The 20,366-nt window shown below is 74.1% G+C and carries 20 protein-coding genes; 13 read left to right on the forward strand and 7 right to left on the reverse strand.

Annotation, left to right across the window (positions count from 1 at the left end):
* Positions 1-55: 55 nt before the first annotated feature.
* From MNZ29_RS15115 to hutU, 4 genes are all read right to left on the reverse strand, one after another.
* The gene (locus tag MNZ29_RS15115) at positions 56-634 is read right to left on the reverse strand and encodes a DUF99 family protein (protein ID WP_242355724.1); all 579 of its coding nucleotides are present in this window, start codon (positions 632-634) and stop codon (positions 56-58) included.
* The gene (locus MNZ29_RS15120; RefSeq protein WP_242339501.1) at positions 631-1,155 is read right to left on the reverse strand and encodes a metallophosphoesterase family protein; all 525 of its coding nucleotides are present in this window, start codon (positions 1,153-1,155) and stop codon (positions 631-633) included. The genes MNZ29_RS15115 and MNZ29_RS15120 overlap by 4 nt, the downstream gene beginning before the upstream one ends.
* A gap of 75 nt (positions 1,156-1,230) precedes the next feature.
* Positions 1,231-2,511: an imidazolonepropionase gene (gene hutI, locus MNZ29_RS15125; RefSeq protein WP_242339503.1), complete on the reverse strand. Its 1,281-nt coding sequence runs from the start codon at positions 2,509-2,511 to the stop codon at positions 1,231-1,233.
* Positions 2,512-2,611: 100 nt separating this feature from the next.
* A complete protein-coding gene (gene hutU / locus MNZ29_RS15130) occupies positions 2,612-4,252 on the reverse strand; it encodes a urocanate hydratase (protein WP_242339505.1) in 1,641 nt (546 codons plus the stop codon).
* Positions 4,253-4,364: 112 nt separating this feature from the next.
* Between hutU and asd the strand changes: the two genes are divergently transcribed.
* From asd to MNZ29_RS15165, 7 genes are read left to right on the forward strand one after another with little or no spacing between them, the layout of a single operon-like run.
* Complete coding sequence (asd, locus tag MNZ29_RS15135; protein WP_242339507.1) at positions 4,365-5,213, forward strand: archaetidylserine decarboxylase; 849 nt, start codon at positions 4,365-4,367, stop codon at positions 5,211-5,213.
* Positions 5,214-5,239: 26 nt separating this feature from the next.
* Complete coding sequence (gene hisS / locus MNZ29_RS15140) at positions 5,240-6,487, forward strand: histidine--tRNA ligase (RefSeq protein ID WP_242339509.1); 1,248 nt, start codon at positions 5,240-5,242, stop codon at positions 6,485-6,487.
* Complete coding sequence (miaA, locus tag MNZ29_RS15145) at positions 6,487-7,386, forward strand: tRNA (adenosine(37)-N6)-dimethylallyltransferase MiaA (protein ID WP_242339538.1); 900 nt, start codon at positions 6,487-6,489, stop codon at positions 7,384-7,386. The genes hisS and miaA overlap by 1 nt, the downstream gene beginning before the upstream one ends.
* Positions 7,387-7,440: 54 nt before the next feature.
* On the forward strand, positions 7,441-8,409 hold the full coding sequence (locus tag MNZ29_RS15150; protein WP_242339512.1) for an acetyl-CoA carboxylase carboxyltransferase subunit alpha: 969 nt from the start codon (positions 7,441-7,443) through the stop codon (positions 8,407-8,409).
* Between the two features lie 48 nt (positions 8,410-8,457).
* A complete protein-coding gene (hisC, locus tag MNZ29_RS15155) occupies positions 8,458-9,552 on the forward strand; it encodes a histidinol-phosphate transaminase (protein WP_242339514.1) in 1,095 nt (364 codons plus the stop codon).
* Entirely contained in the window at positions 9,549-10,262 is a 714-nt protein-coding gene (gene cmk / locus MNZ29_RS15160) for a (d)CMP kinase (protein WP_242339516.1), read from the forward strand. Before hisC ends, cmk begins: the two co-directional genes overlap by 4 nt.
* Positions 10,259-10,966 (forward strand): hypothetical protein, encoded by a 708-nt coding sequence (locus tag MNZ29_RS15165; RefSeq protein WP_242339518.1) that lies wholly within the window; start codon positions 10,259-10,261, stop codon positions 10,964-10,966. Before cmk ends, MNZ29_RS15165 begins: the two co-directional genes overlap by 4 nt.
* A gap of 8 nt (positions 10,967-10,974) precedes the next feature.
* On the opposite strand, the gene MNZ29_RS15170 is transcribed toward MNZ29_RS15165, so the two are convergent.
* Positions 10,975-12,249 (reverse strand): alpha/beta hydrolase, encoded by a 1,275-nt coding sequence (locus MNZ29_RS15170; RefSeq protein WP_242339519.1) that lies wholly within the window; start codon positions 12,247-12,249, stop codon positions 10,975-10,977.
* A gap of 273 nt (positions 12,250-12,522) precedes the next feature.
* Between MNZ29_RS15170 and MNZ29_RS15175 the strand changes: the two genes are divergently transcribed.
* The 6 genes from MNZ29_RS15175 (at position 12,523) to MNZ29_RS15200 (ending at position 17,786) form a co-directional block, all read left to right on the forward strand.
* Positions 12,523-12,975 (forward strand): hypothetical protein, encoded by a 453-nt coding sequence (locus MNZ29_RS15175; protein ID WP_242339521.1) that lies wholly within the window; start codon positions 12,523-12,525, stop codon positions 12,973-12,975.
* Positions 12,976-12,977: 2 nt separating this feature from the next.
* Positions 12,978-13,610, forward strand: coding sequence for an energy-coupling factor ABC transporter permease (locus MNZ29_RS15180; protein ID WP_242339523.1), 633 nt, complete (start codon positions 12,978-12,980; stop codon positions 13,608-13,610).
* Entirely contained in the window at positions 13,597-14,163 is a 567-nt protein-coding gene (locus MNZ29_RS15185) for a hypothetical protein (protein WP_242355726.1), read from the forward strand. Before MNZ29_RS15180 ends, MNZ29_RS15185 begins: the two co-directional genes overlap by 14 nt.
* Positions 14,163-14,942 carry an energy-coupling factor ABC transporter ATP-binding protein gene (locus tag MNZ29_RS15190; RefSeq protein WP_242339527.1) on the forward strand — a complete coding sequence of 260 codons (780 nt, stop codon included), beginning with the start codon at positions 14,163-14,165 and terminating at the stop codon, positions 14,940-14,942. The genes MNZ29_RS15185 and MNZ29_RS15190 overlap by 1 nt, the downstream gene beginning before the upstream one ends.
* 77 nt (positions 14,943-15,019) lie before the next feature.
* A complete protein-coding gene (gene ispH / locus MNZ29_RS15195) occupies positions 15,020-15,871 on the forward strand; it encodes a 4-hydroxy-3-methylbut-2-enyl diphosphate reductase (RefSeq protein ID WP_242339530.1) in 852 nt (283 codons plus the stop codon).
* 208 nt (positions 15,872-16,079) lie between these two features.
* Positions 16,080-17,786: a 30S ribosomal protein S1 gene (locus MNZ29_RS15200; RefSeq protein ID WP_242339532.1), complete on the forward strand. Its 1,707-nt coding sequence runs from the start codon at positions 16,080-16,082 to the stop codon at positions 17,784-17,786.
* Positions 17,787-17,850: 64 nt separating this feature from the next.
* Here the strand turns inward: MNZ29_RS15200 and cheB are convergent, their stop codons facing one another.
* A complete protein-coding gene (cheB, locus tag MNZ29_RS15205) occupies positions 17,851-18,867 on the reverse strand; it encodes a chemotaxis-specific protein-glutamate methyltransferase CheB (RefSeq protein WP_242339534.1) in 1,017 nt (338 codons plus the stop codon).
* Positions 18,864-20,366, reverse strand: a 1,503-nt coding sequence (locus MNZ29_RS15210) for a response regulator (RefSeq protein WP_242355728.1), incomplete at its 5' end; no start/stop codon positions are given. The genes MNZ29_RS15210 and cheB, both read right to left, overlap by 4 nt.

The following is a 20,366-nucleotide window of genomic DNA, read 5'->3' on the forward strand; positions in this document are numbered from 1 at the left end:
CGCCGCGCCGACCGCCGGCCCGCCGAGCTTTCGCTCGTCCAGGCGCGCGGCGGCGTCAGGCGCGCCGGCCGCTCTCGCCCTGCCGCACCGCCGCGGCGACGAGGTGCGCGAGCCGGAGCGGCTCCGGGACGGCGCCGCGGTCCGTCAGCCGCGCGAGGGCCTCGGCCGTGGCCGCCGGCTCCGCGCCGCGCACCTGGAAGACGAACCCGCCGAGCCGGTGCACCGGCCCCGCGCGCTCGAGGAGCGCGAGGCGGCGGCCGGGGCGCGGCAGCCCGCGAATGGCGCGCTCCATCGCGGGGAGGTCCGGCGGGCGGCGCATGACCGCGACGCACGGCCGGTCGAGGCGCGCGGCGAGCGCCTCGAGGTCCACGAGGTTCAGCCCCCCGAAGCCGAGGCCGTCGAGGAGGACGAGGTGCAATTGGGGGAGGAACTTCCCGCCCACGGGCAGCCGGGCGACGGCGTCGGTCGCGTTCCAGCCGTCCTGGCGCACGCGGCCCCAGACGAGCCCCTCGAACCGCGTCCCCGCGCAGACGACGCCCGCGAGCCCCACGTCGCCGCGCCGCCGGCGCACGAACGGCGCGTCGTCGAGGCCGAGGGCGCGGAGCGTCCGGCCCGGCGGCGGGAAGCGCCTCACAGGGCGGCCTCGACCGGCTCGCCGAGGAGCGCGGGCGGGTCGCCGGCGAGATCGAAGAACGTGACGCTCACCCTCCGGCCGTGCACCTCGAGCAGGGCCGCCGTGCGGGGCAGCGAGAAGCGGCGCGGCCCCGCGCTGCCCGGGTTCACGAACAGCGTGTCGCCCACGCGCGCGACGCCCGGCCGGTGCGAGTGTCCGTGGACCACGAGCTCCGGCCGGTGGCGGACGAGCAGCGGGCGCGCCGGAGGCTTCGGCCGCTCGCGCGCGCCGAGGTCGTGCACGAGGAGCAGCGTGAGCGCGCCCACCTCGACGAGCGCGGTCTCCGGCAGGCGCCCGAGCGCGGGCAGCCCCTCGTCGTTGTTCCCGCGCACCGCCTTGACCGGCGCGATCTCCCGGAGCACCTCCAGGATCCGCGGCTTCACGATGTCACCCGCGTGCAGGACGAGCTCGACCCCGTGGAGGACGTCGCCGAGGCGGGGGTCGACGAGGCCGTGGGTGTCCGAGACGAGGCCGATCCGCATGGGGTCCTCTAGGCGGGCACGACCACGGGCGGTGGCCTCCTCGTCGACGTGGAACGTCTCCCGGTCACGCGATCCTCAGCGACAGTCGACCGCCGCGCCCGGCGCCGCGGTGTGGACGACCCGCCCGCGCTTCACCACGACGAGCGCGTGGTTCACCGCCATGTGCCAGGCGAGGTGCTCGGGCGAGCCGCAGCCCCACAGCACGAGGTCGGCGTCGCCGCCGGGCCGGAGCCGCCCCGCGTCCGGACGCCGGAGCGCCCGCGCTCCACCGGCGGTGAAGGCGACGAGCGCCTCCGCCGGGCTGAGCCGGAGCTGCAGGCACGCGAGCGAGAGCGCGAGCCCGACGTTCTCGCTCATGGCGCTGCCCGGGTTGAGGTTCGTCGCGAGCGCGACGCGCACGCCGGCCGAGAGGAGCTTGCGCGCCGGCGCGTAGCGGCTCGAGCCGAGGAAGAGCGTGGAGAGCGGGAGGAGCCCGGCCACGACGTCGGCGCGGGCGAGGGCGGCGATCCCCTCGTCGTCGATCTCCTCCAGGTGATCCGCGCTCGCGCAGGCGAGCTCGGCCGCGAGCCTGGCGCCGCCCGAGGCGGTGAGCTGATCGGCGTGCACGTGCGTCACGAGCCCGTGGCGCGCGCCCGCGTCCAGGATGCGGCGGGCCTCGTCGAGCGTGAACGCGCCCTCCTCCGCGAAGACGTCCACGTGCTCCGCGAGCCGCTCGCGCGCCGCCCGGGGCACGAGCACCTCGCACAGCTCGCGCACGAACGCGTCCCGGTCGCCCGCGCGCTCGGGCGGGACGGCGTGGGCGAGGAGGGTCGGGACGATGGTCACCTCCGCCCACAGCGCGTGCGCGAGGTCGTGGATGATCCGCAGGAGCCTGAGCTCGTCCTCCGTGGAGAGCCCGTAGCCGCTCTTCACCTCGACGGTGGTGACGCCCTGGGCGAGGAGGCGCCGGGCGCGGGCCACCGCGGTCTCGAGCAGCGTGGCGTCGGACGCGGCCCGCGTCGCCCGCGTCGTCACCGCGATGCCGCCGCCGGAGAGCGCGACCGAGAGGTAGCTCTTGCCCGAGCAGCGCAGCGCGAACTCGCCCGCCCGCTCGCCCGCGAAGACGAGGTGCGTGTGCGCGTCCACGAGCCCCGGGGTGACGAGCCCCCCGGCGGCGTCGATGACCTCCGCACCGTCGAGGTCCACCGCGGCCTCGAGCCCGTGCTCCGGGCCGACGAAGGCGATGCGCCGATCGTCCACCGCCACGGCCGCGCCCGGGATGAGGCCAGGATCGGAGGCGCCGGCGTCGCAGGTGGCGACGACCGCGTTGCGGAGGACGAGGGAGGCCTTCGGGCGGAGCGGTTTGCGAGGGGGCACGATCGGGGGCGGGGCGGTCGGGGTCGAGGTCGGGGTATCGGTCGGGTCGGGGTCGGGGGCGAGGTCGGGGGCGAGGGCGAGGTCGAGCGCCCGATCCTCCTCAGGGGATCTTCACCCCCCGTACTCTCGCCACCTCCCTCGCCTCCTCATACCCCGCATCCGCGTGCCGCAGCACGCCCATCGCCGGATCGCTGCGGAGCACTCGCTCGACCCGGCGCCCCGCCGCCTCCGTGCCGTCGGCGACCACCACCTGACCGGCGTGCAGGGACCAGCCGATCCCCACCCCACCGCCGTGGTGGAAGCTCACCCACGAGGCGCCGTTCACCGCGTTCACGAGCGCGTTCAGGATCGGCCAGTCGGCGATGGCGTCGGAGCCATCCTTCATGGCCTCGGTCTCGCGGTTCGGCGACGCGACCGAGCCGCAGTCGAGGTGGTCCCGGCCGATGACGATCGGCGCCTTCACCTCGCCGCGCCGGACGAGGTCGTTGAACGCGAGGCCCGCCCGATCCCGCTCGCCGTAGCCGAGCCAGCAGATGCGCGCCGGGAGCCCCTGGAACTTCACCTTGCGGGCGGCGAGGTCGAGCCAGCGGCGGAGGCCCTCGTTCTCCGGGAAGAGCGCGGCGACGGCGGCGTCGGTGCGGGCGATGTCGGCCGGGTCGCCCGAGAGCGCCACCCACCGGAACGGCCCCTTGCCCTCGCAGAACATCGGCCGGATGTAGGCGGGGACGAAGCCGGGGTAGGAGAACGCCTCCGCGAGCCCGGCCTCGCGCGCGCCGGCGCGGAGGTTGTTGCCGTAGTCGAAGACGTGGCTCCCGGCGGCGCGCATGGCGAGCATCGCCTCGACCTGCCGCGCCATCGACTCCTGGGCGCGACGGACGTAGCCCTGCGGATCGCGGCGCCGGAGCGCCGGCGCGTCGGCGAGCGGCACGTCCGCGGGCACGTAGCCGTTCAACGGGTCGTGCGCCGAGGTCTGGTCGGTGACGAGGTCCGGGGCGATCCCGCGCCGGGCGAGCTCCGCGAAGACCGTCGCGGCGTTCCCCACGAGGCCGATGGAGAGCGGCCGGCGCGCGCGGCGCGCCTCCTCGAGCCGCCGGAGCGCGTCGTCGAGATCTCCGGAGCGCGCGTCGAGGTAGCCGGTCTCGAGCCGCTTCTCGATCCGCGCGGGATCCACGTCCACGCCCAGGAACGCCGCCCCCAGCATGGTCGCCGCGAGCGGCTGCGCGCCGCCCATCCCGCCGAGGCCGCCGGAGAGGACGAGCCGGCCGGCGAGATCGTCCGTGCCGAAGTGCGTCCGCCCGGCCTGCGCGAACGTCTCGTAGGTGCCCTGCAGGATCCCCTGCGTCCCGATGTAGATCCAGGACCCCGCGGTCATCTGGCCGTACATGATGAGGCCGCGCTTCTCGAGGTCCCAGAAGTGCTCCCAGGTGGCGAAGCGCGGGACGAGGTTCGAGTTGGCGATGAGCACGCGCGGCGCGTCGGGGTGCGTGCCGAGGACGCCCACGGGCTTGCCGCTCTGGACGAGGAGCGTCTCGTCGTCGCCGAGGGTCCGCAGGCTCGCGACGATCCGCCGGTAGCTGTCCCAGTCGCGCGCGGCCTTGCCGGTCCCCCCGTACACGACGAGGTCCTCGGGCCGCTCGGCCACCTCGGGATCGAGGTTGTTCATCAGCATGCGCAGGGCGGCCTCCTGCACCCAGCCCTTGCAGGAGAGTCCCGTCCCCCGCGCCGCGCGGATCGCCTCCATCGTGCACCTCCGGGCCTGCAGCCTCACCCACCGTCCGCCCGGCCGCAGCGCCAAAAACGGGGCGCCGCGGCGATCTCCCGGGCCGAGCGTTGGTTTACACTGCCGCGCCCGCATGAACGAAAAGCTCTTCATCTCCGCCCTGAAGCTCCTGCCGAAGAACACCGTCTCGCGCCTCGCCGGCGCGCTCACGCGCTGGAACGCGCCCGCGTCGGTGCGGCTCGCCGCCATGCGGGCGTTCGCCGCGCGCTACGGCATCGATCTGTCCGAGTGCCCGGAGCTCCAGGTCTACGGGACCTTCGGCGAGTTCTTCGCGCGGCCGCTCCGGCCCGGGCTCCGCCCCATCGCGCCCGGCGACACGGTCGTCGTCTCGCCCGTGGACGGGGCCGTCTCCGAGGCCGGCACCGCGGCGGACGGGCGGCTCGTCCAGGCGAAGGGGATCGACTACTCCGTGGGCGCGCTCGTCGGCGACGAGGCGCTCGCGCGGCGGCTCCAGGGCGGCGCCTACACGACCGTCTACCTGTCGCCGCGCGACTACCACCGCATCCACTTCCCGCTCGGCGGCAGGATCACCGGCTGGCGCTACGTGCCGGGCCAGCTCTGGCCCGTGAACCCCGCGTCGGTCCGGAGCGTGCCGGGCCTCTTCACCGTGAACGAGCGGCTCGTCACGATCCTCGAGACGCCGCTCGGCGCCTGCGCGGTCGTCGCGGTGGGCGCGACGGTCGTCGGCCGGGTCCGCGCCTACTACGACCCCACCGTCCCGGTGACGAACCTCAAGGCGGCGACCGCCGCCGCGCGCGACTACGCCTCGCCGCTGCCCGCCGAGAAGGGCGGTGAGCTCGGCGCGTTCGAGATGGGCTCGACCGTCATCCTGCTCTTCGAGCCGGGGCGCGTGCGCCTCGACGCCCGCCTCGTGCCCGGCGCGCGGGTGCGCGTGGGAGAGCCGATCGGTGGGCCCCCTTGAGCCTTTTCTGGTAGAGAGACGCGGCGATGGCGACGAAGATCAACGGCGTCAAGGGGATGAACGACCTCCTGCCCGGCCAGGCGGCACGCTGGCAGGAGATGGAGGCGATCGCGCGCGAGGTGTTCGCGCTCTACGGGTACCGCGAGGTGCGGACCCCCGTGGTCGAGCCGGCGCAGCTGTTCGCGCGCGGCGTCGGCGAGGCGACCGACATCGTGAAGAAGGAGATGTACGTCTTCGAGGACAAGGGCGAGGACCTGCTCGCCCTGCGCCCCGAGGGCACCGCCGGCACGGTGCGGGCGTTCATCGAGCACGGCGCGTTCGTCGAGGGCCCGCAGAAGTGGTTCTACGTGGGCCCGATGTTCCGCCGCGAGCGGCCGCAGAAGGGCCGCTACCGCCAGTTCCACCAGATCGGCTGCGAGGCCTTCGGGATCGCCGAGCCGTTCCTCGACGCCGAGCAGATCGCGCTCCTCGACGACTTCCTCGCCCGCCTCGGGGTCCGCGCCGAGCTGAAGCTCAACTCGGTCGGCGACCGGAGCTGCCGCCCGGCGTACCTCCAGGACCTCCGCGCGTACCTCGGGTCGCACAAGGGCGAGCTCTGCGCCGACTGCAACGAGCGCATGGAGCGGAACCCGCTGCGCGTCCTCGACTGCAAGGTCGAGAGCTGCCAGCCCGTGCTCGCCGCGGCGCCGCGGCTCCTCGAGCGGCTCTGCCCCGAGTGCGCCGCCCACTTCGAGGCCGTGAAGAGCGGCCTCGACGCGCTCGGCGTCCGCTACACCGTGGACACGCGCCTCGTGCGCGGTCTCGACTACTACGTCCGCACCGCCTACGAGTTCACCTCCGACGCCCTCGGCTCGCAGTCCGCGGTGGCGGGCGGCGGCCGCTACGACGGGCTCGTGGAGACCCTGGGCGGGCCGCCCACGCCGGGCATCGGCTTCGCGCTCGGCCAGGAGCGGCTCGCGATGATCCTCGAGAAGGCCGGCCGCGCCGCGCCCGAGCGCAAGCCGGTCGTGTTCTTCGTCAGCGCCGACGAGGCGGGCGCGCGCGAGGCGCTCCGGCGCGCCGCGGAGCTGCGCCGCGCCGGGATCGCCTGCGAGCTCGACCCGCGCGGCGGCAAGATGAAGGCGCAGTTCAAGCAGGCGGAGCGGGTCGGCGCGCGCTACGCGCTCGTCCTCGGCGGCAACGAGGTCCAGACCGGCCAGGCGAAGCTGAAGGACCTCGCGACGCGCGAGGAGACGCCGGTCGCGCTCGCGGACCTCGTCGCGCGGGTGAGGTGATCCGCCTCCTCGTCATCGCGGGGCCGACGGCGTCGGGGAAGACCGCGCTCGCCGTCGCCCTCGCGCGCCGCCTCGGCGGCGAGATCGTGAACGCGGACTCGCAGCAGGTCTACCGCGGGCTCGACGTCGGCACCGCCAAGCCTTCACCCACCGAGCGTGCCGCCGCGCCCCACCACCTGCTCGACGTGGTGGAGCCGGGGGAGGGGATGGACGCGGCCCGCTTCGCGGCGCTCGCCGACGCCGCCATCGCGGACGTCGCCGCGCGCGGCCGGCTCCCCATCGTCGCGGGCGGCACCGGGCTCTACGTGCGCGCCCTGCTCCACGGCGTGGTCGCGGCGCCCGGCCGCGATCCCGCGCTCCGCGCGCGCCTCGAGGAGGAGGCCGCGCGGCTCGGCCGCCCGGCGCTGCACGCGCGGCTCGCCGCGATCGACCCCGAGTCGGCGGCGCGGATCCGCCCGAACGACCTCGTGCGGATCGTGCGCGCGCTCGAGATCGCCGCCGCTGGGCGGAGGCCGTCGGAGCTCCACGCCGAGCACGCGTTCCAGCCGGACCGCTACGCGGCGCGGCTCCTCGCGCTCGACCCTCCGCGCGCGGCGCTCCACGCGCGGATCGACGCGCGCGTGGTGGAGATGTTCGCCGGCGGGATCCTCGACGAGGCGCGCGCGCTCGTGGCGCGCACCGGCGGTGCGCTCCCCGCGAAGCTGCCCATCGGCTACGCCGAGGCGGTCGCGTGCGTGCGCGGGGAGCTCGAGCTCGCGGAGGCGATCCGGCGCGTGCAGGTGGCGCACCGCCGCTACGCGCGCCGGCAGGTCATCTGGCTCCGGCGCGAGCGCGGCGTCGAGTGGATCGCGCCGCCGGTGGACGTCGAGGTCTTGGCGCGGCGCGTCGAAAACGGCTGAGAAGTCCAGCGCCTCGACCGTGCGCTCCGGCCGCCTCGTGCTATAAGGCGCGACGTGACGAAGCCAGCCCATGCCCTCGACTTCGAGCGCCCGCTCATCGCGCTCGAGTCCAAGATCGCCGAGCTGAAGGAGCTGTCCGGCGGCGCCCGCGTCGACTTCACCGACGAGATCCAGAAGCTCGAGAAGAAGGCGAAGCGGCTCCAGGCCGAGATCTTCAGCGAGCTCTCGCCGTGGCAGACCGTCCAGCTCGCGCGCCATCCGAACCGGCCGTACACGCTCGACTACCTCGGCCGGCTGTTCACGGACTTCTTCGAGCTCGAGGGCGACCGCCGCTTCGCCGCGGATCGCGCCATCGTGGCCGGGTTCGCGCGCTTCGACGGCGAGCCGGTGCTCGTGATGGGGCACCAGAAGGGCCGCGGCACGAAGGAGAACATGCTGCGGAACTTCGGGATGCCGCGCCCCGAGGGCTACCGCAAGGCGCGCCGGCTCTTCGATCTCGCCGAGCGCTTCCGCCGCCCGGTCATCATCTTCATCGACACGCCCGGCGCGTACCCCGGCATCGGCGCGGAGGAGCGCGGCCAGGCCGAGGCCATCGCGACGAACCTCGAGGTGATGTCGTCGCTCTCGGTCCCGTCGATCTCGGTGGTCATCGGCGAGGGCGCGTCCGGCGGCGCGCTCGGGCTCGGCGTGACGAACCGGATCCTGATGCTGCAGTACGCCTGGTACAACGTCATCTCGCCCGAGAGCTGCAGCTCGATCCTCTACCGCGACTCCACCCAGGGCAAGAAGTCGGCGGAGGCGCTGAAGCTCACCGCGAAGGACCTCGCGGGCTTCGGCATCACCGACGAGATCATCCCCGAGCCCGAGGGCGGCGCGCACCGCGATCACGACCTCGCCGCCGAGAACGTGCGCGGCGCGATCCGACGCCACCTCGCGGAGCTCGAGAAGCTCTCCCCCGAGCAGCTCGTCGTCGATCGCTACAAGAAGTTCCGGGCGATGGGCGTGTTCACGACCGAGGAGTAGCGCGGGGCCTTCGCGAGCGCGGGGGCCGTCGGGTATAACCGTCGCCCCATGCCTCTCGTCCCGCCCCACGTCGCCTCGCTGACGCCGTACGTCCCCGGGAAGCCCATCGAGGAGGTCGAGCGGGAGTACGGCGTATCGAACGTCGCCAAGCTCGCCTCCAACGAGAACGCGCTCGGCCCCTCGCCCCTCGCCCTGGCGGCGGCGCGGGAGGCGTGCGCGAAGGTGCACCTCTACCCGGACGGCTCCGCGTACGTCCTCCGCAACGCGCTCGCCGCGAAGCTCGGCGTCCCGCCCGAGGAGGTGATGGTCGGGAACGGGTCCAACGAGCTCATCGAGCTGCTCGTCCGGTCGTTCGTGCTCGACGGCGAGGAGGTCCTGACGAGCGCCCAGAGCTTCGTCGCGTACAAGCTCGCCGCGCACGAGCACGGCCGCACGCTCGTCGAGGCGCCGATGAAGGCGCGCTTCCACTACGATCTCGACGCGCTCCGCAAGCTCCTCTCCCGCCGCACGAAGCTCGTCTTCCTCGCGAATCCCGACAACCCGACGGGCACCTGGTTCACGGAGGCGGAGCTCACCCCGTTCCTCGACGCGGTGCCGAAGGACACCCTCGTCGTGCTCGACGAGGCGTACGTCGAGTACGTGGACGCGCCCGGGTTCCAGGACGCGCTCGCGCTCCGGCGGAAGTACCCGAACGTCGTGGTGCTCCGGACCTTCTCCAAGATCTACGGCCTCGCCGGCATGCGTCTCGGCTACGGGCTCGCGCGGCCGGAGGTGGTGGAGTACGTCGACCGCGTGCGGCCCCCGTTCAACACGAGCCTCGTCGCCCAGGCGGCCGGCGCCGCGGCGCTCCAGGACACCGCGCACGTCGCGAAGAGCCGCGCGCTCGTCCTCGAGGAGCGGCCGCTCCTCGCGAGCGGCCTCGCGGCGCTCGGCGCGACCGTCGTCCCCTCCCAGGGCAACTTCGTCCTCGCCGACTTCCCTGGCCGGACGGGCAAGGAGCTCTTCGAGGCGCTGCTGCGCGAGGGCGTGATCGCGCGCCCGGTGGCGGGCTACGGGTTCCCGAGCGCGCTGCGGATCACCGTGGGGCTCCGGCGCGAGAACGAGCGCTGCCTCGCGGCGCTCGGGAGGATCCTCGCAGCGTGACCGCCGGCCGGCCGTTCATCGTGGCGATCGACGGCCCCGCGGGCGCGGGGAAGTCCACCGCGGCGCGGCGGGTGGCCTCCCGCCTCGGCTTCGCGATGGTCGACACCGGCGCGATCTACCGCACGGTCGCGCTGGCCGCGGCGCGCCGGGGGATCGCGTTCGAGGACGACGCGGCGCTCGGCGCGCTCCTGCCCGAGCTCGAGATCCACTTCGCCCCCTCGCCGGGCGGCGGCCAGCGCGTCCTGCTCGGCGCGGACGACGTCTCGGTCGAGATCCGCACGCCGCCCATGTCCATCGGCGCGAGCGCGGTCTCGGCGCGCCCGGTCGTGCGGGCCGGGCTCCTCGAGCTGCAGCGCCGCCTCGCCTGCGCGCCGGAGAACCGGGGCGCCGTGCTCGAGGGGCGGGACATCGGGACGGTCGTGTTCCCCGACGCGGACGTGAAGTTCTTCCTCACCGCCTCCGCGGAGGAGCGCGCGCGCCGGCGCCACGCCGAGCTCGGCGCGAAGGGCGACCCGTCGACGTACGACGAGGTGCTGGCGGATCAGCTCCGGCGCGACAAGAACGACTCGGAGCGTGCCATCGCGCCGCTCCGGCCGGCGGACGACGCGCGGGTGGTGGACACGAGCGGCGTGCCGCTCGACGCGGTGGTGGACGCGCTGGTGCGCGCGGTCGAGGAGCGGCTCCAGGCGGAGGGGCGGAGCAGAGCGTGAGCGAGGAGCGCAGGTACGGGCCGAAGGAGTGCGGGAGCTGCCGGCTCTGGCGGCCCATCCTCGAGGACGCCCGCGGCCCCATCGGCCCCTGCCGCCTCGGCGTCCGCACCGGAGACTTCCCGGGCACCGCGCCGGCCTGCGAGCGCTACCTCTCCCGCGACGCCGCCATCCCGACCGCGCCGCCCCCGACGCAGCTCCGCCGGCGCGCGCCGCGCCCGTCGAGCCCGCTCGTCCACCGCGGCGCGGATCCCGGCGCGCCGCTCGAGCGCGCGCCGCTCGCGCCCGCCGCCGCTCACCACCGTCCTTTCCCGCAGTCCGCGCCGCAGTCCCCCTGGCCCGAGGAGCTGACCGACATGACCCGCGAGGAGTTCGCCGAGGCGATCCGCGAGGCGCTGCGCGAGGAGGGGGCCGACGTCCGGCTCGCGCCGCGCTGGGAGGGCGGCACCGTGGTCCTCAAGCCGGGCGACGGGCAGACCCAGCCGAAGGAGATCCCCCTCGACTCGCTGTTCCACAAGATCGTGATGATCCGCGATCGGCTGCGCGTGCTCGAGCAGAAGGTCAACGCGAACGACAAGCTCTCCGACGCGGAGAAGATCGAGCTGCAGCAGTACGTGACGCGCTGCTACGGTTCCCTCACGACCTTCAACGTCCTCTTCCGCGACGACCGAGACAGGTTCGTCGGCGACAAGGGCGAGAAGGGCTGAGGGGTTCGCTAGCCTCCACCGTCGAACCGCGACTCCCGGTCGTACCCGCCGTAGCGATCGCGGGACTCCGTCTGGACGTCCGCGTCGCCTGCGCTCGCTGGCGATCGCCGGCCGGTGCCGGTCGCGCCGCTCGCGCGGTGGTAGCTCGCCTCGTACGCCGGCGCATCCCGGGCGCCCGCCGCCTTCGCCGCCTCCCAGGCACGCCGGTACGCGTCGCGCGCGCCCTCGAGCTCGCCGCTCCGCTCGAGCGCCAGGCCGAGCGCGTGCCGCGCGCGGGGCGAGGACGGGTAGAGCTCGACGGTCCGGCGCAGCGTGCGGACCGCGCCGTCACGGTCGCCCTCGGAGAGGAGCTGCAGGCCCGAGAGCGCGAGCGCGCGCTCCGGCGGCGGGACCGCGAACCCGAGCCGCTGCGAGAGCGCGCGGTAGTGGGCCTCGACCGCCGCGGCGCCGCCGCGCGGCCCCGTCGCCTCGGGGGACACCGGCATCGACCACCCGTCGAACACCTCCTCGAGGCCGGCGTAGTAGCTCGCGAAGGGCGTCGTGACGTGATCCTCGCCCGCGAGGTGGAGCGCCCGCAGGTGGACCGCGCCACCGCGGGCGAGGAGCCCCTTCAGCTCCTGGAAGCGGGCGGCGGCGAGCCGGCCCTCGTCGCCCACCGTGAGGACGATGGTCCCGGAGAGGCCGTCCTTGCGCCCGAGCGCGTCGCGCACCTCCCTCGCCGCGAGGTCGCGGTCCCAGCCGAGCGTCGGGCTCGCGGCGATGGCCGCCTGGAACACGCCGGGCCGCGCGGCCATCGCGTGCAGCGCGAAGAGCCCGCCGAACGAGTGGCCCGCCAGGATCCGCAGGGGCTCGGTCCGGTAGCTCCGGTCCACCCAGGGCACGAGGTCCTGCGCGAGGAAGGCGAGGAAGCGCTCCCCGCCGCCGCTCGTCTCGTACGAGACCTCCTCGCCTCCGCCCTGCTCGAGCTTCCCATGCGTCGGCGTCAGGTCGCGGACGCGGTCGGGGTGTGCGAGGCCCACGAGGAGCACCTCGGGCATGCGGCCGGCGCTCGCGAGGAAGCGGGCCGTCGTCGCGAGGAGCGGCAGCGTGCGCTCACCATCCGTGAAGTAGACGACGGGATACCGGCGCTCGCCGCGCTCGTAGCCCGGCGGCGTCAGGATGTACACGGTGCGCTCCTCGCCGAGCGCCGGAGACCTGAGCGTCACCACGCGCACGGGGAGATCCTGCGCGAGCGCGAGCGCGTGGGAGGCGACGGCGAGCAGGGCGGCGGCGACGAGCTTCATGGGGAGTGCCTCCGGAGGGCGCGAGGTCCCCGCAGCATAGGGGAGCCGGGGAGGGCGTCGCGCGGGCCCGAGGAGTCAGCGCAAGGAGGGGCGTGCCCGGCTCGCGTGACGCTTCGTTCGCGGCCGAGCAGGACGTCCCCTCGAGGCCGTGCGCTCGGAGATGGGAGGGCCGAAGCTCGTGGCAGATCGCGCGCTTGACGCCCGGTTGGGTGCTCGGTATTACGAACCACGAATTCGTGCGAACAGCTCCGCCTCCAGGGAGAGGCACACCGCATGCGCTCGAGCTTCACCGTCCTCCTCCTCCTCGCCGGGCTCGTGCCCGCCGGCGCGCGGGCGCACGAGGTCCTCCACGACGTCGAGCGGGGGCGAGCGGTGGCGGTCCGGGTGTACGAGTCGGACGGGGAGGCGCTCGCGGACGCGCCGTTCGAGGTGTTCTCGCCGTCGACGCCGGGAGCCGCCTACCTGGCGGGCCGGACGGATCGGGCAGGCTGGCTCGCGTTCGTCCCCGACGCGCCCGGCCGCTGGCGCGTGAAGGTCGTGGAGGCCGGCGGGCACGGGCTCGACACGACCGTGGAGGTCGCGCAGGCCGGGGCGGCCGCCCAGGGCGGTGCGCGAGCGGGCGGCGGCGCGGCGTTCGTGCTGCGGCCGCTCCTCGGCGCGGCGGTCATCGCGGCGGTGTTCGGCGCGCTCGTCCTCCTCGCGCGGCGCAGATCCACGAGCGGCTAGCGATGCACGTCCCCGACGGCTTCGTCTCCCCGCAGCTCACGCTCCCCGCGCTGGCCGTCTCGGCGCCGCTGTGGGCGTGGGCGGCGCGCCGTCACTTCGGCCGCTCCGCGGCGGACTCGCTCCCTGTGGTCGGCGCGCTCACCGCGGTGGCGTTCGTCGTCCAGTCGATCATGATCCCGCTCCCGGGCGGCACCTCCACGCACCTCCTGGGCGTGACGCTCCTCGCCATCCTGCACGGCCCGCTCGTCGCGTTCGTGTGCGAGTCGCTCGTGCTCGTCGTGCAGGCGCTCTTCTTCGGCGCGGGCGGCTTCACCGTGCTCGGCGTGAACGCCCTCGCCATGGGGCTCCTCGGCCCGCTCGCCGGCTGGCTCGTGCACCTCGCGCTGCGGCGGGCCTCGCCGCGGGGCGCCGCGCTCGTCGCCGCCTGGGTCGCCGTGCAGGTCTCGACCCTCGCGGTGGCGCTCGTCCTGGGGCTGCAGCACCGGCTCTCGCCGGCCTACTTCCCGACCCCGCTGCCGGTGACGCTCGCGGCGATGATGATCCCGAGCCTCGCCGTCACCGGGCCCGCGGAGGGGCTCTACACGCTGTTCGCACTGTCGGTGCTGCGGAGGGCGAAGGTCCGTGAAGCGCTCTGAGCCGCGGCGCAGCCAGCTCCTCCTCGCCCTGTGGGCGGCGTCGGTCTTCGGCCTGTCGGCGCTGACTGGCCTCCGCGGGCTGTCGCTCGCGACGCTCCTCGCGCTCCTGCTCCTCCGCCGGGGCGCGCTCCGCGCCGCGAGGCGCGTCCTCCGCTCGGTCGTGCCGGTCACGGCCTTCCTCTCGCTCGCGTCGGCGGGGTGGCTCCGGCTCGTCACCGGCCGCTGGCCCGACGCCGAGCCGTTCGTGGCGCTCGCGCTCCGCGCCGCGCTCATCGCCTTCGTGACCTTCTCCGCGCTCGCTCGGATCGAGCTCTTCCGCGCGCTCGCGCCCTTCCCGACGGCGAGCCGGCTGCTCGTCCTCACGCTCGCGCAGGTGCACGCGCTCCGGCTGCTCGCGACGGACTCGCTCCTCGGCCTCAGGAGCCGCATGCTGCGCCGCCCCGGGCCGGTCGACGTCGTCCGGGGCGCGGGCGGGATCACCGGCGCGCTCCTCACGCTCTCCATGAAGAACGCGCGCGACGTCTCCGACGCCATGCGCTCCCGGGGGTTCTAGTGCCGTTCCAGCTCGACCACGTGACCCTGGAGCTCTCCGGCCGGGCGGTGCTCCGCGACGTCTCCCTCTCCGTCGCGCCGGGCGAGCGGGTCGTCCTCCTCGGCGTGAACGGCTGCGGGAAGACCACGCTCCTCCGGGCGCTCGACGGCCTCGCGTTTCCCGCCGCGGGCGAGCTCCGCTACGCCGGCATCCCGCTCACGGCGCGGGCGCTCGACGACGCGACCTTCCGGCGCCGGTTCCGCAGCGAGGTGGGGCTCCTCTTCCAGAACGTGGACGCGATGCTGTTCAACCCCACGGTGGCGGACGAGCTCGCGTTCGGTCCGCGCCAGCTCGGCGCCCTCGACGTGGACGCGCGCGTGCGCCGCTGGGCGGAGGCGCTCGAGCTCGTGCCGTTCCTGGACCGCCCGCCGTTCGAGCTCTCCGGCGGCGAGAAGAAGCGCGTGGCGCTCGCCGCGGTCCTCGCGCTCGATCCGAAGGTGCTCCTCCTCGACGAGGCCACCGCGAACCTCGACCCCGCCGCCGCCGCGCGGGTGGTGGAGCTCCTCGCCGCGCTCGACGTGACGACCGTCGCCACGACCCACAACCTCTCGGTCGTCGAGGAGCTGGGAGACCGGGCGATCCTGCTCGACCGGGCGGGCGGCGGGATCCTCTTCGACGGCGCCCCGGCCGAGCTGCTCCGGGACGAGGCGCTCCTCGTGCGGAGCGGGCTGGCGCACCGGCACGCCCACCGCCACGGCTCCGCCGAGCACGCGCATTTCCACGTCCACGACGCCGAGTAGCGGGAGGGGCGGTGCCGGGAGGGACGGGGGCCCGGCAGGCTGGCCACGGCGGAGGAGGGCGTTATATAGAGCGCCGCGTGGAAGTGAAGATCGCCAAGACCGCCGGTTTCTGCTGGGGCGTCCGCCGCACCGTCGACAAGGTGATGGAGGTCGCCGACCACTCCTCCGGGCCCGTCGTGACGCTCGGGCCCATCATCCACAACCCGCAGGCGGTGGCGCGCTTCCGCGAGAAGGGCGTCGGCACCGTCAACGCCGTCGGCGAGGTGACGGACGGGACCACCGTCGTCGTCCGTACGCACGGCGCGGTGAAGGAGGAGCTCGAGCGCGCGGACGGGCGCGGGCTCGAGGTCGTGGACGGCACCTGCCCCTACGTGAAGTACCCGCAGGCGATGGCCCAGAAGCTCAGCGCCGAGGGGTATCACGTCGTCATCGTCGGGGACGCGAACCACGCCGAGATCAAGGGCGTCGTGTCGTTCAGCGAGGGCCCCTGCACGGTCGTGAAGCCGGGCGGCCCCATCCCGGAGATCCCGGCGAAGAAGGTCGCCGTCATCGCGCAGACCACCTGCATCGGCGCGGACTTCGAGGCGGTCGTGGGCGCGCTCGCCCTCCGGCACAAGGAGGTCCGGGCGGTGAACACCATCTGCAACGACACGGAGGAGCGGCAGGCGGACGCCCGCTCGCTCGCCCGCGAGGTGGACGCGGTGGTGGTCGTCGGCGGCAAGAACAGCGCGAACACGCGCCATCTCGCCGAGATCTGCCGCGAGATCCAGGCGCGCACGTGGCACGTGGAGACCGAGGCCGAGCTCCGGCCGGAGTGGTTCGACGGGTGCCAGGTGGTCGGGCTCTCGGCCGGCGCCTCGACGCCCGACTGGGTGGTCGAGGGGGTGGCGAGCTGGCTACGCGCCCTCCGCCCGCAGGGCGCGCCTTGACCCCGTGATCTCGGGCGTGTAGCGTGCGCCTTCCAAGATTCCCGATGTACGCCGGGGTATTCCCGGCGCGCGGCGCGCCTTCGATCCCCGGGGCGTCGGCCGCGACACGAACCAGGGGGCTTGCTGTGGTTGACGCCGGGGCGGTCCTGAGCCGCTCACCCAGAGTCGCAGGTCCGGCGTGATCCCGACAAAGGTTGGTCTTTTCCGAATGGAGAATCAGACTCCCCGTACGCCCGAAATCGAGACCGAGGACTTCGCCACGCTCTTCGCGCAGAGCGAGGCCCAGGCCGGTCCCATCGAGGAGGGCAAGGTCGTTTCCGGCACCGTCATCGCGCTCTCGAAGGACTATGCCGTCATCGACATCGGCTACAAGTCCGAGGGCCAGGTGCCGATGTCCGAGTTCGTCTCGGCGCCCGGCGGCGAGCCCGCCGTCAAGGTCGGCGACAAGGTCGAGGTGCTCGTCGAGTCCCGGGAGAACGACACCGGGATGGTCGTCCTCTCCAAGGAGAAGGCCGACAAGATGCGCATCTGGGACGAGATCTCCGCCGCGTGCGAGCGCGACGAGCTCGTCGAGGGCGTGATCGTCGGACGCGTGAAGGGCGGCCTCTCCGTCGACATCGGCGTGAAGGCGTTCCTCCCCGGCTCGCAGGTCGACATCCGGCCGGTCCGGAACCTCGACAAGCTGATCGGCGAGAAGTTCAAGTTCAAGGTCATCAAGTTCAACAAGAAGCGCGGCAACATCGTCCTGTCGCGCCGGGTCCTCCTCGAGAAGGAGCGCGAGGAGCTCAAGAAGGAGACCCTGAAGAACCTGAAGGAGGGCGCGGTCCTCAAGGGCCAGGTGAAGAACCTGACCGACTACGGCGCCTTCATCGACCTCGGCGGCATCGACGGCCTCCTCCACGTCACCGACATGAGCTGGGGCCGCATCGGCCACCCGTCGGAGATGTTCGAGGTCGGCCAGGAGGTCCGGGTCGTCGTCCTCAAGTTCGACCCCGCCTCCGAGCGCGTCAGCCTGGGCCTGAAGCAGATCCAGGAGGACCCGTGGCACCGCGCCGACGAGAAGTATCCGGTCGGCACGCGCGTCAAGGGCAAGGTCGTCTCGCTCACCGACTACGGCGCGTTCATCGAGCTCGAGCAGGGCGTCGAGGGCCTCGTCCACGTCAGCGAGATGAGCTGGACGAAGCGCGTGAAGCACCCCTCGAAGCTCGTCAACCAGGGCGATCAGGTCGAGGCGGTCGTGCTCGACATCGACCCGAAGGCGAAGCGGATCAGCCTCGGCATGAAGCAGATCGAGGCGAACCCGTGGACGCTCCTCGAGGACAAGTACCCCATCGGCACTACGATTCGCGGCGAGGTCCGCAACGTCACCGACTTCGGCGTGTTCGTCGGCGTCGAGGAGGGGATCGACGGCCTCGTGCACGTGTCCGACATCTCGTGGACCGAGCGCATCAAGCACCCGGGCGACAAGTTCAAGAAGGGTGACGTGGTCGAGGCGGTGGTGCTCAACATCGACGTGGAGAACGAGCGCTTCAGCCTCGGCATCAAGCAGGCCCACGTCGATCCCTGGACGACGCTCTCCGAGCGCCACCCGGTGGGCTCGCGCGTGAAGGGCAAGGTCACGAAGGTCACCGACTTCGGCGCGTTCGTCGAGATCGAGCCGGGCATCGAGGGCCTCGTCCACGTCTCCGAGATGAAGGACGAGCGCGTCGAGAACCCGCGCGACGTGGTGACCGAGGGCCAGGAGGTCGAGGTCAAGGTCATCGACATGGACCTCCACGAGCGCAAGGTCGCGCTGTCGATCAAGCAGCTCAACCGCGACGGCGGCGAGGACGACTACCGCGAGTACCTGCGCCGTCAGGGCGACGGCCGCGCGCGGCTGGGCGACCTGATGGAGAAGTTCAACCGCCGCAAGTAGTCGAGCTCCGGTGGCAGTCCAGAGCGGCGCGTCCTCGTGGACGCGCCGTTCTCTTTTTTTACCCCTACACCGCCTGCATGAGCAGGTAGGCGAGCGCGTCGAGCGGGAGGACCTCGTCCGTGAGGCCTCCCAGCACGGCCTCGCCGTTCATGCCGAAGATGACCGAGGACTCCTTGTCCTGGGCGACCACGGTGCCGCCCGCGGCATGGAGGGTCGCGAGGCCCTTCACGCCGTCGTGGCCCATGCCGGTGAGGATGAGCCCGAGCGCGGCGGGGCCGAACGAGCGCGCCACCGACTCGAACAGGTAGGTCCCGGAGGGCTTGAAGCCCTCGATCGGCGGCGCGTCGGAGAGCTCGATCCGGTCGCCCTTCACCCCGAGGTGGCGTCGATCCGGCGCGAGGTAGACCGTCCCGGGCGCGAGCGGCTCGCCGTCGTCGCCGACCTTCACGCGGAGCGGAGACGACTCGCCGAGCCACTTCGCGAGCCCCTCCGCGAAGCCCTCGGCGATGTGCTGCACGACGAGGAGCGGCGCGCGGAAGTCGGCCGGCAGCTCGGAGAGGATGCGCGACAGCGCGGGCGGACCGCCGGTCGACGCGGCGATGGCGACCACCCGCGCGCGCGTGCGCTGCGGGCGCGCCTCGGGCGCGGCCGCGCCGGGCCGCGGGGACTGGACGCGCGGCAGGAGGTTCACCCCGGCCATCGCGCGGGCCATGGTGAGGAGGTGCCGCGCCTGCGCGTCGAAGTCGGGATCGCCGGGCGCGGGGGGCTTCGGCACGACCGCGAGCGCGCCGGCCTTCATCGCGTTGAGCGCGAACCCGACGGAGTTCACGTCCTGGCCCGAGACGACCACGATCGGCGTGGGGAGCTCGGTCATGATCCGGAGCGTCGCGTCGAAGCCGTTCATGACCGGCATCTCGATGTCCATCGTGACGAGGTCCGGCTTCAGCCGCCGGGTGAGCTCGACGGCCTCCTCGCCGTTCCGCGCCCGGCCGACGATCTCGAAGCCCGGCTCGAGCGCGAAGATCGCCTCGAGGAGCCTGAGCGACGCCTCCATGTCGTCCGCCACCACCACCCGGATCATGGGACCTCCTCGAGCAGCTCCGAGAGCGTGTCCAGGAGCACGCGCTGGTCGAACGTCGACTTCACGAGGTATGCGTCGGCGCCCGCCTCGAGGCCGCGCCGCCGGTCGGCGTCGCTCTCGAGGGCCGTCAGCAGCACGACCGGGACCCGGGCGAGCCGGGGGCTCTGCCGGATCGCCCGGGTCAGCTCGAAGCCGTTCATGCCGGGCATCTCCACGTCCGACACGACGACGTCGGCCCCGTGCTGCCGGAGGAGCGACCAGGCCTGCTCTCCGTCGGCCGCCGTCGTCACGTCGTACCCGGAGGCCTCGAGGATGCTCCGCGCGAGGGCGCGGGTGGTGGCGGCGTCGTCCGCGAGGAGGACGCGCCGCCGCGCGGGCCCGGCCTCGCGGGCCGGCGCCGCCGCGAGCGCCGCGGCCGCGTGGGAGCGCTCCACGAGCTCGCGGCTCGCGAGGACCACCGCGAGCTCGCCACCCGGCAGCGCCGCGACCGCGCTCGCCAGGGGGAGCCCGGCGAGCCGCCCGCCGAGCGGCTCGAGCGACAGCTCCCGCTCCGCGAGCACCTCGTCGACCGCGAACGCGGCGCGCTGCCCGGCCACGTCCATCACCACGGCCATGCGGCGGTCCTCGGCGCGCCACGGCCCCGACGCGAGCCCCAGCGCGTGGGCGAGCGGCGCGATGGGCACCGGCTCGCCCGCGAGCAGCACGGTCCTCCCACCGCTCGTCGCGAGGAGCTCGGGGCGCAGCCGGAGCACGCGCTCGACGTCCAGCGCCGGCACCGCGAAGCTCTGGCCGGCGTCGCGGGCGAGCAGCGCGCGCAGCCCGTAGAGCGTGGTGGGCACCGCGAGCTCGAAGCAGGTCCCCCGTCCGCGCGCTGACGTCACCGCGACCGAGCCGCGCATCGCGCGCACGGCACTCGCGACGACGTCGAGGCCGACCCCGCGGCCGGAGAGCTCCGTCACCGCGGTGGCGGTGGACAGCCCGGGCAGGAAGACGAGCTCGAGCGCCCGGCGGCGATCGGGGGGGACGGGCAGGCCGCGGCGGCGAGCCTCGTCGCGCAGCTGCTCCGGGTCCAGCCCCCGGCCGTCGTCGCGGACGCGCACGAACACCCGCTCGCCCTCGATGCGCGCGTCGACCTCGATGCGCCCGCGCTCCGGCTTCCCGCCGGCGCGCCGCTCCTCGGCGGGCTCGATGCCGTGGTCCACGGCGTTTCGCACGAGCTGGGCGAGCGGCTCACGGAGCGCGTCGACGACCGAGCGGTCGAGCTCGAGCCCCTCTCCTCCGACCGCGAGCTCCACCTCGCGCCCGAGGGCGGCGGCGACGTCCCGCGCCGCGCGCTCGAGCCCGGCGGTCGCGTCCGCCCACGGTCGGAGCCGCAGCGCGCGCACGTCGGAGGCGAGACGGCGCGTGCGCCGCTCGAGCGCGCGGGCCTCGACCGCGAGCTGGCCACGCAGCGCCGCGAGCCCGCGCTCGACCCGGCCGAGCTCGTCCTCGACGCCGAG

The organism is Anaeromyxobacter sp. SG64 (assembly GCF_022690745.1).
In the GTDB taxonomy this organism is placed as follows: Bacteria; Myxococcota; Myxococcia; order Myxococcales; family Anaeromyxobacteraceae; genus Anaeromyxobacter; species Anaeromyxobacter soli.